The organism is Paraburkholderia sp. CI3 (assembly GCF_050436505.1).
GTDB lineage: Bacteria > Pseudomonadota > Gammaproteobacteria > Burkholderiales > Burkholderiaceae > Paraburkholderia > Paraburkholderia tuberum.
Window position 1 is genome coordinate 749,654 of sequence record NZ_JBNDMI010000004.1, and the last position, 16,166, is coordinate 765,819.

15 protein-coding genes are annotated in these 16,166 nt (G+C 64.5%); 11 read left to right on the forward strand and 4 right to left on the reverse strand.

What is annotated here, in order from left to right:
- Positions 1–5 precede the first annotated feature (5 nt).
- From OKW29_RS24960 to OKW29_RS24975, 4 genes are all read left to right on the forward strand, one after another.
- The gene (locus tag OKW29_RS24960; RefSeq protein WP_090804794.1) at positions 6–362 is read left to right on the forward strand and encodes a Rap1a/Tai family immunity protein; all 357 of its coding nucleotides are present in this window, start codon (positions 6–8) and stop codon (positions 360–362) included.
- A 119-nt stretch (positions 363–481) separates the two neighbouring features.
- Positions 482–1,705 carry a mechanosensitive ion channel family protein gene (locus tag OKW29_RS24965; protein ID WP_429292984.1) on the forward strand — a complete coding sequence of 408 codons (1,224 nt, stop codon included), beginning with the start codon at positions 482–484 and terminating at the stop codon, positions 1,703–1,705.
- A gap of 144 nt (positions 1,706–1,849) precedes the next feature.
- Positions 1,850–3,262, forward strand: a complete 1,413-nt coding sequence (gene otsA, locus OKW29_RS24970) for an alpha,alpha-trehalose-phosphate synthase (UDP-forming) (protein WP_184033549.1) — start codon at positions 1,850–1,852, stop codon at positions 3,260–3,262.
- A 258-nt stretch (positions 3,263–3,520) separates the two neighbouring features.
- Positions 3,521–4,588 (forward strand): glycosyltransferase family 4 protein, encoded by a 1,068-nt coding sequence (locus OKW29_RS24975; RefSeq protein ID WP_187628252.1) that lies wholly within the window; start codon positions 3,521–3,523, stop codon positions 4,586–4,588.
- Positions 4,589–4,792: 204 nt separating this feature from the next.
- Here OKW29_RS24975 and OKW29_RS24980 read toward each other — a convergent pair whose 3' ends face one another.
- The 3 genes from OKW29_RS24980 to OKW29_RS24990 all read right to left on the reverse strand — a co-directional run bounded on the left by OKW29_RS24980 (position 4,793) and on the right by OKW29_RS24990 (position 6,750).
- Positions 4,793–5,380: a BPSL1445 family SYLF domain-containing lipoprotein gene (locus OKW29_RS24980; RefSeq protein ID WP_429292985.1), complete on the reverse strand. Its 588-nt coding sequence runs from the start codon at positions 5,378–5,380 to the stop codon at positions 4,793–4,795.
- A 384-nt stretch (positions 5,381–5,764) separates the two neighbouring features.
- Positions 5,765–6,214, reverse strand: a complete 450-nt coding sequence (locus OKW29_RS24985; protein WP_090804804.1) for a hypothetical protein — start codon at positions 6,212–6,214, stop codon at positions 5,765–5,767.
- Positions 6,215–6,450: 236 nt separating this feature from the next.
- Positions 6,451–6,750: a PsiF family protein gene (locus OKW29_RS24990; protein WP_429292986.1), complete on the reverse strand. Its 300-nt coding sequence runs from the start codon at positions 6,748–6,750 to the stop codon at positions 6,451–6,453.
- Positions 6,751–6,789: 39 nt separating this feature from the next.
- On the opposite strand from OKW29_RS24990, the gene OKW29_RS24995 reads away from it, so the two are divergent.
- From OKW29_RS24995 to OKW29_RS25005, 3 genes are all read left to right on the forward strand, one after another.
- On the forward strand, positions 6,790–7,047 hold the full coding sequence (locus OKW29_RS24995; RefSeq protein ID WP_429292987.1) for a hypothetical protein: 258 nt from the start codon (positions 6,790–6,792) through the stop codon (positions 7,045–7,047).
- A gap of 151 nt (positions 7,048–7,198) precedes the next feature.
- Complete coding sequence (locus tag OKW29_RS25000; protein ID WP_018418036.1) at positions 7,199–7,498, forward strand: YciI-like protein; 300 nt, start codon at positions 7,199–7,201, stop codon at positions 7,496–7,498.
- Between the two features lie 580 nt (positions 7,499–8,078).
- Positions 8,079–9,254 carry a transposase gene (locus tag OKW29_RS25005; RefSeq protein WP_429292988.1) on the forward strand — a complete coding sequence of 392 codons (1,176 nt, stop codon included), beginning with the start codon at positions 8,079–8,081 and terminating at the stop codon, positions 9,252–9,254.
- A 69-nt stretch (positions 9,255–9,323) separates the two neighbouring features.
- Here OKW29_RS25005 and OKW29_RS25010 read toward each other — a convergent pair whose 3' ends face one another.
- Positions 9,324–10,883 (reverse strand): mannose-1-phosphate guanylyltransferase/mannose-6-phosphate isomerase, encoded by a 1,560-nt coding sequence (locus OKW29_RS25010; RefSeq protein ID WP_429292989.1) that lies wholly within the window; start codon positions 10,881–10,883, stop codon positions 9,324–9,326.
- Positions 10,884–11,487: 604 nt separating this feature from the next.
- On the opposite strand from OKW29_RS25010, the gene OKW29_RS25015 reads away from it, so the two are divergent.
- From OKW29_RS25015 to OKW29_RS25030, 4 genes are all read left to right on the forward strand, one after another.
- Positions 11,488–12,885, forward strand: a complete 1,398-nt coding sequence (locus OKW29_RS25015) for an undecaprenyl-phosphate glucose phosphotransferase (RefSeq protein ID WP_090804812.1) — start codon at positions 11,488–11,490, stop codon at positions 12,883–12,885.
- Between the two features lie 80 nt (positions 12,886–12,965).
- On the forward strand, positions 12,966–14,411 hold the full coding sequence (locus OKW29_RS25020; RefSeq protein WP_429292990.1) for a UDP-glucose dehydrogenase family protein: 1,446 nt from the start codon (positions 12,966–12,968) through the stop codon (positions 14,409–14,411).
- Between the two features lie 33 nt (positions 14,412–14,444).
- On the forward strand, positions 14,445–14,900 hold the full coding sequence (locus OKW29_RS25025; RefSeq protein ID WP_429292991.1) for a low molecular weight phosphotyrosine protein phosphatase: 456 nt from the start codon (positions 14,445–14,447) through the stop codon (positions 14,898–14,900).
- Positions 14,894–16,099, forward strand: a complete 1,206-nt coding sequence (locus tag OKW29_RS25030) for a polysaccharide biosynthesis/export family protein (protein ID WP_429292992.1) — start codon at positions 14,894–14,896, stop codon at positions 16,097–16,099. Before OKW29_RS25025 ends, OKW29_RS25030 begins: the two co-directional genes overlap by 7 nt.
- Positions 16,100–16,166: the final 67 nt, after the last annotated feature.

Consider the following 16,166-nt stretch of genomic DNA (forward strand, 5'->3'; position numbering starts at 1 on the left):
ACACCATGCTGCGGGCTTTGATTTTCGCCGGCGCGCTTGCCTTGCCGCTTTCGGCAGCCGCGTTTACGGGAGGCGACCTCAACAAGCTGTGCACCAAGACGGACGTGGCTTCGCGTAGCGCCTGCGCGGCCTACATCGAAGGCGCGGCCGACGGCATCTTCAACACGATCGACGCGATCGGCGGCACCACCGGTCCGCGCGTCGGCCAGTACTTCTGCCTGCCGCCGGATGCGCGCTCGGCGCAGTTGACCGACGCAGTGCGCAAGTACATCGCCGAGAACCCGAACGCCGCGGGCTACAACGCGAGCACGGCGATTTCGCTGGGTCTCGGCAAGGCGTTTCCCTGCAAGAGCGGCGGCTGATCGATAAGCGCCGCGCATCGAGGAACCCGTTGTAACGCCCAGGCGCGGTCGTGCGCCCCGGATGTCAGTAGTCGCCCAGGCGCGCCGCCGCTCATCGAGTCCGGAGGAAGATGCCCGTTATGCCTACTATCGACGACTTCTACCGCGTGGCGGCCGCGCCGCTGCATACGTGGCTCGGCACGCTGATCGTGACGGCCATCGTGGCGATCGTGGCGAGCGGCATTCACCGCTTCGGCGCGCGCATCGTGAAGCGTCTCGCGCGGCCGCACGCGCTGACGAGCGTCGTGCTGCGCTACATCGACAAGCCGTCGCTGTTCGCCCTCGTGATCCTCGTGTTCGCGTGGGTCTGGTCCGAGGCACCCGACACCCTCAACTTCATCGAACCGGTGCGCGACATCACCGGCATCGCGCTGATCGCCGCGCTGACGTGGCTGTCGGTGCGCTCGGCCGCGGCGATCGGCGAAGCGATCATCCGCGCCCATCCGCTCGATTCCTCCGATAACCTGCAGGCGCGCCGCATCCATACGCAGGCGCGCGTGCTCGCGCGCTCGGTGATGATCGTGATCGTGATCATCGGTGTCGGCGGTGCGCTGATGACCTTGCCCAACGTGCGGCAGATCGGCGCGAGCCTGCTGGCGTCGGCGGGTGTCGCCGGTCTGGTCGCCGGTATCGCGGCGCGGCCGGTGCTCGGCAACCTGATCGCCGGTTTGCAGATCGCGCTGTCGCAACCGATCCGCCTCGACGACGTCGTCGTGATCCAGAACGAGTGGGGGCGCATCGAGGAAATCACCGGCACGTACGTGTCGGTGCGGCTGTGGGACCAGCGCCGTCTGATCGTGCCGCTGCAATGGTTTATCGAAAATCCGTTCTCGAACTGGACCCGCAGCAGCTCGCAGATCATCGGCACCGTGTTCCTGTTCGTCGATTACCGGATGCCGCTCGCGCCGCTGCGCGAGGAGCTTGCGCGCATCGTCGAGAACGCGCCCGAGTGGGACCGTCGCGTGCAGGTGCTGCAGGTGACGGACTGCACCGAGCGCGCGATGCAGTTGCGCGCGCTCGTCAGCGCGCCCGATTCCGGCCTTGCGTGGGATCTGCGCTGCCGCGTGCGCGAAGGGCTGCTCGATTTCGTTCATCGGCATTACCCGGAATACCTGCCGCGGGCGCGTGCCGAGGTGTCGGCGGAGCTGGAGACGAGCGGCGCTGGCCCGAGCGACTGGCTGCCGCGCAGCCGGCAGGCGCCAGCCGGCAGCACCGCCGCGCATACCGAAGCCGATCCGGTGGCGAGCCGCATCGGCCGCACTGGCGCGGGCGAGGTCGCGCAGAAGGCGAAGGAGCAGGCTTAGCCGGGCGTTGCGGATTGCGAATCGCCCGTGGCGACCGCCCTCGGCAAGCCCGGCGATGCGTGGGCACGCCGATTGCTGCTCACGGGCGCGCCACACCTGCTCAGGCGTCGCGGCGCATCGCAAGAATGACGGAGGACATGCACTATGGGCCGATTGATCGTCGTGTCGAATCGCGTCGCGACGCCGACGGAGACCAAGGGATCGGCGGGCGGACTCGCGGTCGGCGTATTCGGCGCGCTGAAGGATGCAGGCGGCGTCTGGTTCGGCTGGAGCGGCGACGTAGTCAGCGAAACGGTCGCCAACGCGGGGCCGATGCTCGAGCAGGACGGCGCGGTGACCTTCGCAACCGTCGGCCTCACGCGCAAGGACTACGACCAGTACTACCGCGGCTTCTCGAACGCGACGCTGTGGCCGGTATTCCACTACCGCAACGACCTCGCGCGCTACGAGCGCGAGGAGTACGCGGGCTACCGGCGCGTCAACGCATGGCTCGCTCACAAGCTGGTCAAGCTGCTCGAACCCGACGACATCATCTGGATTCACGACTACCATCTGATCCCGTTTGCCGAGGCGCTGCGCAGCGAGGGCGTGACGAACCGCATCGGTTTCTTCCTGCATATTCCGTTTCCCGCGCCGCAGATCCTGCTCAACATTCCGCCGCACGAGGAACTGGTGAAGTCGATGTCGTGCTACGACCTGCTCGGCTTCCAGACCGCCACCGACCAGCAGGCATTCCACGACTACGTGACGCGTCACGCGCGCGGCACGGTGAGCGCGGAAGGCGTCGTCGAGGCGTTCGGGCGCAAGCTGCGCACCGGCGTCTACCGGATCGGCGTGTTCCCCGACGAAATCGCCGAGCAGGCCAAGCGCTACGAAAGCCGCCAGCACGTGCTCGAGCTGAAGCAAAGCCTCGAGGGGCGCAAGCTGGTCATGAGCGTCGACCGGCTCGACTATTCGAAGGGACTGGTCGAGCGCTTTCGCGCGTTCGAGTTGCTGCTCGAACGCTCGCCCGAATGGCGCGGCAACGTCACGCTCGTGCAGATCGCGCCGCCTACGCGCTCGGACGTCGCGACCTATCAGAAGATCCGCCAGGATCTCGAATACGAGGCAGGGCGCATCAACGGCCGCTACTCGGGGCTCGACTACACGCCGATCCGCTATCTGAACCAGCAGTACGACCGCTGGAAGCTGATGTCGCTGTTTCGGGAGTCGCAGATCGGCTTCGTCACGCCGCTGCACGACGGCATGAACCTCGTCGCGAAGGAGTACGTGGCCGCGCAGAATCCCGACGATCCCGGCGTGCTCGTGCTGTCGATTTTCGCGGGCGCGGCCGCCGAGCTCTCTGGCGCGCTGCTCGTCAATCCGCACGATGCGATCGGCATGTGCGAGGCCTTGCAACGTGCGCTGCAAATGCCGCTCGACGCGCGCCAGCGGCGTCACGAGATCAACATGGCCGCGCTGCGTAAGAACGATCTCGGAGTGTGGCGCGACAGCTTCCTCAGGGATTTGCGCAGCATGCCCGTGCGCGGGTCGGGCGAGGGCGGCGGCCACCAATGACGGCGCGGCGACGGCCCAAAGCCCGCGCAAACCCGGCGCGTGGCCGCGTGTCACCGGATGTAAGCCACTTGTAACAGCACGGAGCAATTGCAAGACCTGCGGCTTTTCGACCGATGCCAGGGAATAATTCCCCGGTAACGACGATGCATGCGACGCTTAGGGACCGCGCGCATTGTTCCGACGTCATGCCGCTGTCATACTCGGCGTCGCCGACGGCATCGCGATTGCGCGCCAGCCGCCGGCTCACGGAGACACAATATGAAGATTGCGCAGATCGCCCCGCTGACCGAATCGGTGCCGCCGAAGCTCTACGGCGGCACGGAGCGCGTCGTGTCGTACATCACCGAAGCGCTGGTCGAGCAGGGCCACGACGTGACGCTGTTCGCGAGCGGCGACTCGGTCACGAGCGCGAAGCTCGAAGCGGTGTGGCCGCGCGCGCTGCGGCTCGATCCGGGCATTCGCGACCGCATCGCGCCGCATATGCTGTTGATGGAACTCGTGCGCCGCCAGGCCGAAGAGTTCGACGTGCTGCATTTCCACCTCGACTACTACTCGTTCTCGGTATTCAAGCGGCAGGACACGCCGTTCGTCACGACGATGCACGGCCGGCTCGATCTGCCCGAGCAGCAGCCGGTGTTCGACACGTTCAACACCGCGCCCGTGATCTCCATTTCGAACGCTCAGCGTCATCCGCTGCCGCAGGCGCACTGGCTCACCACGGTCTATCACGGCTTGCCGGCGCAGCTCTATACGCCGCAACCGGTCGAGCAGAAGTACCTCGCGTTTCTCGGCCGGATTTCGCCGGAAAAGCGCGTCGATACGGCGATCCGCATCGCCGGCCGCTGCGGCATGCCGATCCGTATCGCCGCCAAGGTCGATGCGGCCGACCGCGAGTACTTCGAGCGCGATATCCGGCCGTTGCTCGACCTGCCGTACGTCGAGTACATCGGCGAGATTGCCGATCATCAGAAGGCCGAGTTTCTGTCGGGCGCACATGCGCTGCTGTTTCCGATCGACTGGCCGGAGCCGTTCGGTCTCGTGATGATCGAGGCGATGGCTTGCGGCACGCCGGTGATCGCGTTCAACCGCGGCTCGGTGCCCGAAGTGCTTGAAGAGGGCGTGACCGGGTTCATCGTCGAGGACGAGATCGGCGCGGTGGCGGCCGTGAACCGGCTGCACAAGGTGTCGCGCGCGGGCGTGCGGCGGCGTTTCGAGGAGCGCTTCACGTCGCACCGGATGGCGCGTCAGTATGTGGAGGCGTATCAGTCGGTGATTCGCGCACAGAAGCGCTCGAGGTTCAAGGTGGTCGATTCGTCGGGCGGTTGACGCGGGATCGTTGGGACCTGTCGAAGCGAAGGACGGCGGTGCGCGATGCGCGGCGCCGTTTTTTTGCGCGCGAGTTTTTCCGTTCCCGAGCGTCGGCATCGGCATACAAAACAAAAAGACCGCGCGACGACCCGCACAGGATCCTCCGCGCGGCCTTCGCCGCGATGCGCGCAAGTGATCAGTGGAGCGCGCCGATGAGCGCGCTCAGATCTTCAGCCGCGTGACCTTCGTGCCTTGCAGCGAGATGTCGCCCATCAGGCCCGCGTTCGTCAACACGAAAACCTGCACCGGCGCGGTGGCCGTGGTCGTGTCGACGGCGCCGTTCGCGCCGATCTTCACGAGCGCGACCGATGCATCGACGCCGGCCGACCAGCCGTCCGCGTTGCGGAATTTATCGAGCGAATCCTGCGTCATGAACAGGAAGATGATCGCCTTCGACTGCGCACCCGCCTGCAGGCCGAACGAGCCCGACGCGGTGCTGTAGTAGCCGACCGTCGCACCGCCCACCCGCAATGCGCCTTCGCCATACTCGCCGCCGACGATCAAGCCCGCCTGCAGCACCGACGGGAACACCAGCACGCCGCGCGCCTTCGACACCAGCTCGCGCGAGCCCGGCACGGTCGTGAACAGCTTGGACAGCGTGCCGTCGACGCTGGCGTCGATCGACTGTCGTTTCGAGGCGTCGACATGAGCATTGTCCGGCGTGTTGCCCGTCGTCGTGCACCCGGCGAGTGCAAGGCCTCCGAAAGCAAGCGCAGCGGTCGTCTTCAACATGAAGTGTCGTCTTTGCATCGTTTTTCTCCGTCATGGATCCGGGGCGCAACCGTGGTGGTGTCGCCTGGTTGCCTTTGAGTTATAACACAGGCTGGTGCAAAAGGCGCGTTGCGTCACAACGCGAAAAGCCTTATGGGACAAGGGTTTGAGCCTGACCGCAAGAAGTCTTCCCAGTAAATTTGACCGGCCTTGCGCGCGACTTCCAAGCACGCGTCGAGCGACGATCCGAGGGGCGACGCCGAACAGCGCCCGAGTCGCGGCGATCGTGGGGACGCTTCGGCGTGGCCGCACGATGCGCCGGTTTTTACCGATTCGCGTCGCGCGGCGGCCCATCGACATGGCAATGAGAATGTTGTTTCTGCGCGGCAAATTGCGGCGAAGTGCAAGCGGCGCGGCCGCCGCTCACCCGTGATTCGCCGGACTCTTGACCGCGGGCGGGCGCCGCAGCGCGCGGCGCACCATGCCGATGATCGCGCCGATCGCGAACAGCATAGCCGCCGGCACCATCCAATAGCCGACAAACGCGTGCCACAAATAGGCGAATAGCGTCGAGCGGCGCACGCTGTATTCGTTGATCGCGTCCTGCTGGCGCGGCGCGTTGGCGGCCAGCACGTCGGCCGGGCAGCCGGCCGCCTTGGCCTCGTCGGGCTTGCCATGGCAATGCGCGGGCGCCCCGGCGGCGCGCTGCGCCTGGGTGAAATTCCAGGTGGTGAGCGCGCGGTCGAGATCGACCGCGTTGTACGACATTTCCTCGCGGATCTCGTTGACCGCGACGATCGCCACAGGCACGGCCCAGAATATGATGACCAGCAACCACCGCCTTAACCAGCGGTTTTTGTGCTTCGATACCATCCTTGCCTCCGATCGATGCTCAGTAGCACCAACGACAAGATGGCGGCCCGCGTAGTTGTCTGGTTCTATATGAGTGAGGGTGGGCCGTCTCCGCAGCCATCATAGAAGAAAACGACGCGTTGCGGCGGGTGGACGACGAAGCGGGGGACTCGATCGGAGCGCCGCGTGGGCGCAACGATGCGCCGGCGCCGCGTCGATCGGAGGGCGCCGGCGTGGGGGACGGCTACGCCTTTCGCTCAGTTGGCCGGCGCCGAGGAGGACAGGCAGGTCTTCATGAAGGCCTTGCGGTCGTCGCCTTTCTTGTCGGCCGCCTGCTTGTTGCACACCTTCATCTTGTCCTGCTGGCTCATCGGCGCGGCGGCGGCCGGCTTTGCGGAAAGACAGGTTTGCATGAACGCCTTGCGCTCGTCGCCTTTCTTGTCGCCGGCCTGCTTGTTGCAGTCGGCCATCTTGGTTTGCTGGCTGTTCTGCGCAAACGCCGGCGATACGAGTACCGCGCCCAACACCAGCGTAGCGATAGCGGATTGGATTTTCATGGGACACTCCATCGGTGGTGAAAACGTTTCTGATCGTTCATGCGCGCGGGCGACGACGGCATCCATGGGCCCATCGGCGCATCCATTATGGCAAATGCCGTCTGCCAGAACGGCTCAAAATGCATTCCGGTTGACAGCGGTCCGCGCTCGTTTTCCCTGAGCAGCGTGGCGCAACCGGCGCTGCGGCGTTTGAAACAATCGAATGAACGAGAGCGCGAATTTTGTCATGCAATGGAGATTGCCCGGGGCGATTATTTCAAGCTTATTGAAACGAAATTACGGTTTCCGCTATTTTGATCTATGGTTAACAGGCAATGAGAATGTTCATATTGCTGCGAATGCAACTGAATAGAAAATAGGCATGAAATTCGGTAGTCGCCGTTATCCTCAACTGCGCTCCGGTGCATGCCGCTCCCTGCCAACCCTCAACCTCGCGAGGAGACTCACCATGCATTACCTGTTGATGTACGAGTTGGTACCCGACTATCTGGAGCGGCGCGGCGAGCATCGCGACGCGCATCTGAAACTCGCATGGGCCGCCGCCGAGCGCGGCGAACTGCTGCTGGCCGGCGCGCTCGCGGAGCCGACGGACGGTGCGGTGCTGCTCTTCACCGGCGCGTCGCCTGCGGTGGCGGAGGCCTTTGCTACCGCCGATCCGTACGTACTCTCCGGACTGGTCACGCGTTGGCGCGTGCGCGAATGGACCACGGTCGTCGGCGAGCATGCTTCGAAACCAGTGCGCCCGTAACGTCGTTCGAAGCGACTTCGTCGCTTCTGTCACGCCTCGAACTCCGCGCCTGCGCGGCCGCCGCGTGTGCGCCTCCCGTTGCCTCCATGTCACCGCGCGGGCGCGTCGCAGTGCTTTCGCCGACACTCGAAACCGATGTTCACATCAACCATCAAAGTGCATAGAAATGCATGCTGGATCGGCAATTACATTTCTAAAGCCCATTCTGCTCGGTCATGCGGTATTGTGCTGTGCAATAGACAGATCCGATGCCAGATAAGCAGAGGCTTCTGTTACGGCAATACGAGAATCGACGCAGCGAAACCGACAAGATTGTTTCTATCCGTAACACTTGTCTCAACTGTACTCATGCAAAGATTGGAATGGTATGCTTCGTGCACAAATTTTCCCACGCACGAGTGAGACCGCGTTTTGTGCTTCGTAATAGGGAAGAGCCGCACCACGTGTGGGCGGGCTGCTCCAGCGAGCCGAACGGACCAAACAAATTTGTGCAACCGAGGGCCGCACACGGGTCGTGAACGCTGAGAACCCGTGGCAGGCCCAACGCCGCGGCCAGGCCAGGCCGCGTGGAGAAAATCCAATGTTTTTCGATGAGCTAAACAACGACGAATGGGCGCTGCTCGCGCCGCTCGTCTCCGACGAGCCGGCCGTCCGTCTGAACCGGCGCGGCCGGCCGCGCGCCGAACCGCGCATCGTGACGAATGCCGTGCTGTGGATCATGACCACCGGCGAGCCGTGGTCGAAGCTGCCGGGTCGCTATCCGTCCGGTCCCACCTGCCGCCGCCGCTTCGAAGAGTGGCAACTGAACGGCACACTGCTGGAGATGGTCCGTCTGCTGTCGCAGAGCGGGCGTGCCTTCGCATACATTCCCCAACCGGCGCCGCCCGTTACGGCCAGACCTGCGGCACCGGTTGCGCAAACCCCGAGCCCGCGCGAAGACAATAATCTGCGCGGCGTGTCGTGGAAGAGTCCCGAGTCGTGGCAGGCGCCCGGCGTCGCGAGCGCGTTGAGCCAATGGCGTACGGCCGATCCGATCGGCGACATCACGCGGCAATTGTCGGGGCTTGCGCCGGCGAGCGCGGTGGCGACATCGGCGTTCGCGACGTCCGCGATGGCGGCGAAGATGCGCGTCGAACCGGCCGCATCCGGCACGGTCGAGCCCGTCGCGGTCGACGACCCGCGCTCGTCGCTGACGATGGCTCTCGCCCCGCGCGGCATGCAGGTCGCCGATTCGCGCGGTTATCTGATCTACGTGGTGGTCGAGGAAGTGCCGAACGCGATGTATCGCGGGTGGGCGGAGATCATCAGGGACGGCAAGCGCGTCGAGCGCTCTGGCCTCGTCGGCCCGCGCTTCGCGGATGCGCAGCACGCGCAGCAGTTCGCGCTCGAGTGGGCGCGTCAGTGGATCGATCGCGAATGCGCGACCGACGCGGCGGCCACGACGATGGTCCACGCAACGGCCGCGCCCGCGTCGGCGAACCTTGCGCAGCGGTCCGCGGACCGTTCGTTGTCAGGCCTGCGTCATGCGCCGGAACCGGCATCGGTCAATGGCATCGCGAATCACCCGGGCAATCACGGCGCGCCGTTGCACGGGCCGCTGAAGCCATCACTGAATGCATTGCGCGGGCCGCTGCGCCGCTATCCGTCGGACACCGCGACCGCGGGCGGGGCAAGCACGCCCACGGTGACGACCGACAGCGGCACCGCGGAGCGTTTTTCCGCAACCTACAAAGAACTCATCTCATACGTGGGATGAGCCCGGCGGTCCCCGCGGCCGCTTTGCGCCGCCGCAGGTTCCCGCTTCGTCATTGCGACCGCTCGCGCCTCATTGCCTTCCGTACGTATCGTCGAAGCGCACGATATCGTCTTCGCCGAGGTACGAACCCGACTGCACCTCGATCATTTCGAGCGGCATCTTGCCCGGGTTTTCGAGGCGATGCGTAACGCCGAGCGGAATATAGGCCGACTCGTTTTCGGACACGATAAAGCGCTCGTCGCCGCGCGTGACGAGCGCGGTGCCGCGCACGACGATCCAGTGCTCCGCGCGGTGATGATGCATCTGCAGCGACAACCGCGCGCCCGGCTTCACGACGATCCGCTTGACCTGGAAGCGCTCGCCGCTGTCGACGGAATCGTAGTTGCCCCACGGCCGATGCACCTTGCGATGATTGGCCGCTTCGAGCCCGCCATCCTCGCGAATCCGGTTGACGATCTTCTTGACGTCCTGCACGCGTGACTTGTCGGCGACCAGAATCGCATCGGCGGTCTCGACGACGACGAGATCCTGCGTGCCGACGCAGGCAATCAGTCGTCCTTCGGAATGCGCGAAGGTGGAGTTCGCGCCTTCGAACATCACGCGGCCGCGGCTCACGTTGCGATCGGGGTCCTTCTCGCTGATGTCCCAGATCGCGTCCCACGAACCGACGTCGGACCAGCCGGCCGTAAGCGGCACGACCACGCCCGACGCGATGCTCTGATCGGCGCCGAGCTTTTCCATCACCGCGTAGTCGATCGAATTCGACGGCGAGCCGCTGAACGCATCGCGTTGCAGCCGGAAGAAGTCGCCGTCCGCCGTGCTGCCCGCGAAGGCTGATTCGCATGCTGCGTAAATGGCCGGCTGAAAATGGCGGATCGCTTTGAGCCACGTCGATGCGCGCACGATGAAAATACCGCTGTTCCACCAGTATTCGCGTGATTCGACATAGCGCTGCGCGAGTTCCAGATGCGGCTTTTCGACGAAACGGTCGAGGCGATGTGCGACGGGGCGAGCCGCTGCTGCGGTCTGCGCATCGTCAGAACCGAGCGGCGCGCCGATGCGGATATAGCCGTAGCCGGTTTCGGCACGCGTCGGCACGATTCCCATGGTGACGATATGGCCAGCGGCCGCATGCTGTACGCCGGCGGCGAGAGCCGCGTGAAATCCTGCGCTGTCGGTGACCGCGTGATCGGCGGGCATCACGACCATGATGCCGTCTTCATCCTGCGCGGCGACGGACAACGCGGCCACCGTCAACGCGGGCGCGGTGTCACGGCCCGCGGGTTCGAGTATCAGCCGGCTCGGCTTGGCGCTCGTGCGCAATTGTTCGGCCGTCGTGAAGCGCTGTTCTTCATTGGCGACGACCACGAGCTGGCCGGCAAGCGGATAACCGGCTTCGAGCCCATCGAGACGGCGGGTCGTCGATTGCAGCAGCGACTCTTCGCCGAGCAGGCCGATCAGCTGCTTCGGATGCTGCTCGCGCGACATCGGCCACAGCCGGGTGCCCGAGCCGCCCGCGAGAATCACGGGATGAACCTTGAGCTTGACGCTGGTTGCGGTTGAGGGCATGGGCGATTGGGCGGGGGTGGGACGGGTGCCGGCAGGCGTGACCGGGGCCGGAGCTGTCATGGTGAACTCTCCTCGAGGCTGGATGAATGCGTCGAGTTTTATCACGAAGTCGCGAATCAATAAAAGCGCGTTAAATACAATTCCGATAAAAGGCGCGTCACATTCATTCGAAATTCACCAAAAAATGTCTCGTCTATTTATTTATAAATAAAAATTACCTGAAAAAATCAGCAAGCATTTTTTTCGCTTAATGATACGCAAGAATGACAGCACGAGTGAGGCCCGAGCTTCGCGCCAGAACTGTTGGCAAAGCGAAAGATTCTATGTGAAAGCGCTCGAATGGGCTTCCCGGAACCTTCTGTCGGGCCCATTACGGCAACAATTGCCGCACAAAATGCATAAAAAATGTCGAAATTTTGACCGATACAATTTGAGATTTTTTGCGGTCTTGTCGTGGGAATTTTAATACCGCTTTATTGAGGTATAAACAAGGGTATTCACTCATTCGCATTCGGATTTTGCGGTCTGGCCATTCAGGCTCATTCAGTCCAGTCGCGCCGCCAGGCAGATCGGAAATAAAAAAGCCCAACGATGAAACCCGCATGCAACAGCCATTTCAACCAACCGACGGATCGCACTTGACTGACGAACAGAGGGGCGGCGCATGCTGAGCGTTCTAGCGAGAATCATCGACATCGCCATGGTCGCGCTCGCCGCGGTGCTGGCGGCGGGCGTGCACAGCGGCAGAGTGGTATGGCTCGACGATATGCAAAGCGTGTCGCTTGCGTTCGGCTGCCTGCTCGTGGTGGTGTTCTTCCCGCCGCTCGGCATCTATCAGTCGTGGCGTGGCAAGCCGCTCTACGATCTGCTGTCGCGCGTCACGGGCGGCTGGCTGATGGTCGAAGTGACCGGCGTGCTGATCAGCTTCAGCGTGCACCGCGCCGACAGCCTGTCGCGGCTGTGGCTCGTTTACTGGGCGCTCGCGTCGATCGTGCTGCTGGTCGTCACGAAGGTGATCGTCTATTCGATCCTGCGCGGGCTGCGCCGCGAGGGCTTCAATCAGCGCGCGGTCGCGATCGTCGGCGGCGCGCCGTACGGCCGCTTCCTGATCGAACAGATGCGCGGCCGTCCCGAAGCTGGCTTCAAGCCCGTCGTCGTGTTCGACGAGGACGGCACGATCAATCCCTACGAAGACCCGGACGCGGCGCACGCGGTCGCGGGCGTGCCGGTCGAGCGCGACTATCAGCGCATGATCGAACTGGTTCGGCAGCGCGCGATCCGCGAGTTGTGGCTCGCGCTGCCGATCTCGAAGGAGAAGGCGATCCATCGCTTCGTGATGGATCTGCGCAACGACTTCGTGAACATCCGCTTCATCCCTGACGTCGGCAGCCTGACGCTGTTCAATCAGCCGATGGTCGAGCTGCTCGGCGTGCCCGCGATCAATCTGGCCGCCTCGCCGATCACCGATCTGCGCGTGCTGCCCAAGCGCGTGTTCGACAGCCTGTTCGCGTTCGGCGCGTTGCTCGCACTGTCGCCGCTGATGCTCGCGATCGCGCTGATGGTGAAGCTCAGCTCGCCGGGGCCGGTGTTTTTCCGCCAGCGGCGCAAGGGCATCGACGGCCGCGAGTTCGAGATCTTCAAGTTCCGCTCGATGAAGGTCCACAAGGAAGCGGCCGGCAAGATCACCCAGGCGACGCGGCGCGATCCGCGCATCACCGCGGTCGGCGCGTTCCTGCGCCGCACCAGCCTCGACGAGCTGCCGCAGTTCATCAATGTGCTGCGCGGCGAGATGTCGGTGGTAGGTCCCCGTCCGCATGCGCTCGAGCACGACGACATCTACAAGGATCTGGTGAAGGGCTACATGCACCGCTACCGGATCAAGCCGGGCATTACCGGCTGGGCGCAGATCAACGGTTATCGCGGCGAAACCGATCGCATCGAAAAGATGATGGGCCGCGTAAAGCTCGATCTGTACTACATGCAGCACTGGACCTTCTGGCTCGACATCAAGATCGTCGTGCTGACGCTGTGGAAGGGCTTCGCGGGCAGCAACGCCTATTGAACGCAGAGCGCCGGGCCGCGCCGATGCCACGCATCGCGCGAGCGCATTCCTGAATCAACTTTTTTACCGAGGTGCAATCCATGAACCTGACGATCATCGGTAGCGGCTATGTCGGCCTCGTGACCGGCGCGTGTCTGGCCGACATCGGCCACGACGTGTTCTGTCTCGACGTCGACGCGCGCAAGATCGACGTGCTCAACAACGGCGGCGTGCCGATCCACGAGCCGGGGCTGCAGGAGATCATCGCGCGCAATCGCCGCGCGAAGCGCCTGACGTTCTCCACCGACGTCGAGGCCGCGGTCGCGCACGGCGACATCCAGTTCATCGCGGTCGGCACGCCGGCCGACGAGGACGGTTCCGCCGATCTGCAATACGTGCTCGCGGCCGCGCGCAACATCGGCCGCCATATGACCGGCTTCAAGGTGATCGTCGACAAATCGACGGTGCCGGTCGGCACCGCATCGCGCGTGCGCGAAGTGGTGGCCGCCGAGCTGGCCGCGCGCGGCGTCGAGCAGATGTTCTCGGTCGTGTCGAATCCGGAGTTCCTGAAGGAGGGCGCGGCCGTGGAAGACTTCACGCGGCCCGATCGCATCGTGCTCGGCTGCGACGAGGACGTGCCCGGCGAAAAGGCGCGCGAACTGATGAAGCGCCTGTATGCGCCGTTCAACCGCAATCGCGAGCGCACGCTGTATATGGACGTGCGTTCGGCCGAATTCACCAAGTACGCGGCCAACGCGATGCTCGCGACACGTATCTCGTACATGAACGAGCTCGCGAATCTGGCCGATCGCGTCGGCGCGGATATCGAGGCGGTGCGCCGCGGCATCGGTTCCGATCCGCGCATCGGCTATGACTTCCTCTACGCGGGTTGCGGCTATGGCGGCTCCTGTTTTCCGAAGGACGTGCAGGCGCTGATCCGCACCGCGGCCGACCACAGTGCGAACCTGCGCATTCTCGAAGCGGTGGAAGCGGTCAACGATGCACAGAAGCAGATCCTCGCGCAGAAGATCGTCGCGCGTCTCGGCGAGGATCTGTCTGACCGCACGTTCGGCGTCTGGGGTCTCGCATTCAAGCCGAATACCGACGACATGCGCGCGGCGCCGAGCCGCGAGCTGATCGCCGGGCTGCTGGGCCGCGGCGCGCGCGTGAAGGCCTACGACCCGGTCTCGATCGACGAAGCGAAGCGCGTGCTCGCGCTCGATCTGAAGGACGTGCCGCAGCAGCATGCGCGACTTTCGTTCGTGAGTGAAGAGATGGAAGCGGCGAGCGGCGTCGATGCGCTCGTGATCCTGACCGAATGGAAGGTCTTCAAGAGTCCAGATTTCGATGCGCTGAAACGCATGCTGAAGACGCCGCTGATCTTCGATGGCCGCAATCTGTACGAGCCGGACGTGCTGCTCGAACTCGGCATCGAGTATCACGCGATCGGCCGGCGGCATGCGTTGCGCAACGCGCCGGCGCGTGTCGGCGCGAAAGGTTCGATGCAGGCGGCGGACCTCGCCGCGACGGCAGCCTCCGGCCGCTGAGGCCACCGCGATCGCCGCGCGAGAGAGTCCGCCATGTTCGACAACGTTCTGATCGTGTGCCACGCCAACGTGTGCCGCTCGCCCGCCGCCGAGATGCTGTTCAAGGCGAGCCAGGCGCGCGCGCCGCGCTCGGGGGCCGCACCTATCGCGTTTCATTCGGCGGGCATTCGTGCGGTGAACGGCCACGGCATGGACCCGGTGATGCGGCGCCTGCTCGAAGAGCGCGGCGTCGCGGCCGGCGTTCACCACGCGCGGCGCCTCGAGCCTTCGCTCGTGCGCGCGGCCGATCTCGTGCTGGTGACCGAGCGCGCGCAGGTGAGCAAGGTCGAAGCGCTCGATCCGTCCGCGCGCGGCAAGGTCTATCCGCTCGGCAAGTGGGAAGCCGATTCGGACGTCGCCGATCCGCACGGCGGCGCGGAAGACGAATACAGGGAGAGTCTCGTGCTCATCGAACATCTGGTCATGGGATGGCTGAAAAAAATATGCTGAAGAAACCCCGCATCGAAAACTCATTCGCGAGCTTGCGCACGAAGCTCGCCGCCTCACTTCTGCTGACGTCCTTTCTGTCGGCCTGCGCGACCGCACCGGGCAATTACCTCGACACGTCGCGGCTCAAGGACAACGATCAGGCGCCGAGCGAAACCTATCCGGTCCATCTGATCGACGCGAACCTGATCATGGCGCAGGCGCAAGCCGCCGCCGCGAAAACCCAGCCGTTGCCGCCAGCGGCGCTGTCCGATCCGTCGCTGTACGTGTACCACCTCGCGCCGCAGGACATTCTCGGCATCACCGTGTGGGATCACCCCGAGCTGACCACGCCGCAGGGCAGTACCTTGTCCTCGGGCGGCAATACCACGCAGACGATCGCGGGTGCGTTGCAGCAGCCGTATACGGCCGCGCTGCCGGGCCAGGCCGATCCGTACGGCCAGACCATCGCCGCCGACGGCACGATCTTTTTCCCGTTCGTCGGCCGCATCCAGGCCGCGGGCAAGACCACGACCGAGCTGCGCGATCAGCTTGCCGCCCGCCTCGTGCCATATATCCGCAATCCGCAGGTCGACGTGCGCGTGCTGTCGTATCGCAGCCAGAAGGTGCAGGTCACGGGCGAAGTGAAGCAGCCGGGACCGCTCGCGGTCAGCGACGTGCCGCTGAAGCTGGTCGACGCGATCACGCGCTCGGGCGGCACGAACCCGGACGCCGACATCCAGCGCGTGCGACTCACGCGCAACCACAAGCTCTATGTGCTCAATGCCGATCGCATGCTCGATCAGGGCGATACCACGCAGGACGTGATGCTGCAGAACGGCGACGTGGTCAACGTGCCGGACCGCACCGACAGCCGCATCTTCGTGCTGGGCGAAGTGAAGACGCCGATCCAGGTGCCGATCGCGCGCGGCCGCATGACGATCGCCGACGCGCTCACGCAAGGGGGCGGCATCCTCAACACCGACGCCAATCCGCGCCAGATCTACGTGATGCGCGGCATGCGCGAGCATCCGACCACGCCCGAGGTGTTCCGCCTCGACATGACGCAGCCGGACTCGATCATGCTGTCCTCGCAGTTCCAGTTGCAGCCGCTCGACGTCGTGTACGTGGGCACCGCCGCGTCGACCACGTTCAACCGTGTGTTGCAGCAGGTGCTGCCGAGCGTGCAGACGCTGTTCTATCTGAAGCAGCTGACGCGCTGAACGTTTGGCCTGTAACGTCCCGCGCCGCTGTTGTCCGGGCGGTGCGGGACGTGCAACGAAAGCAGAA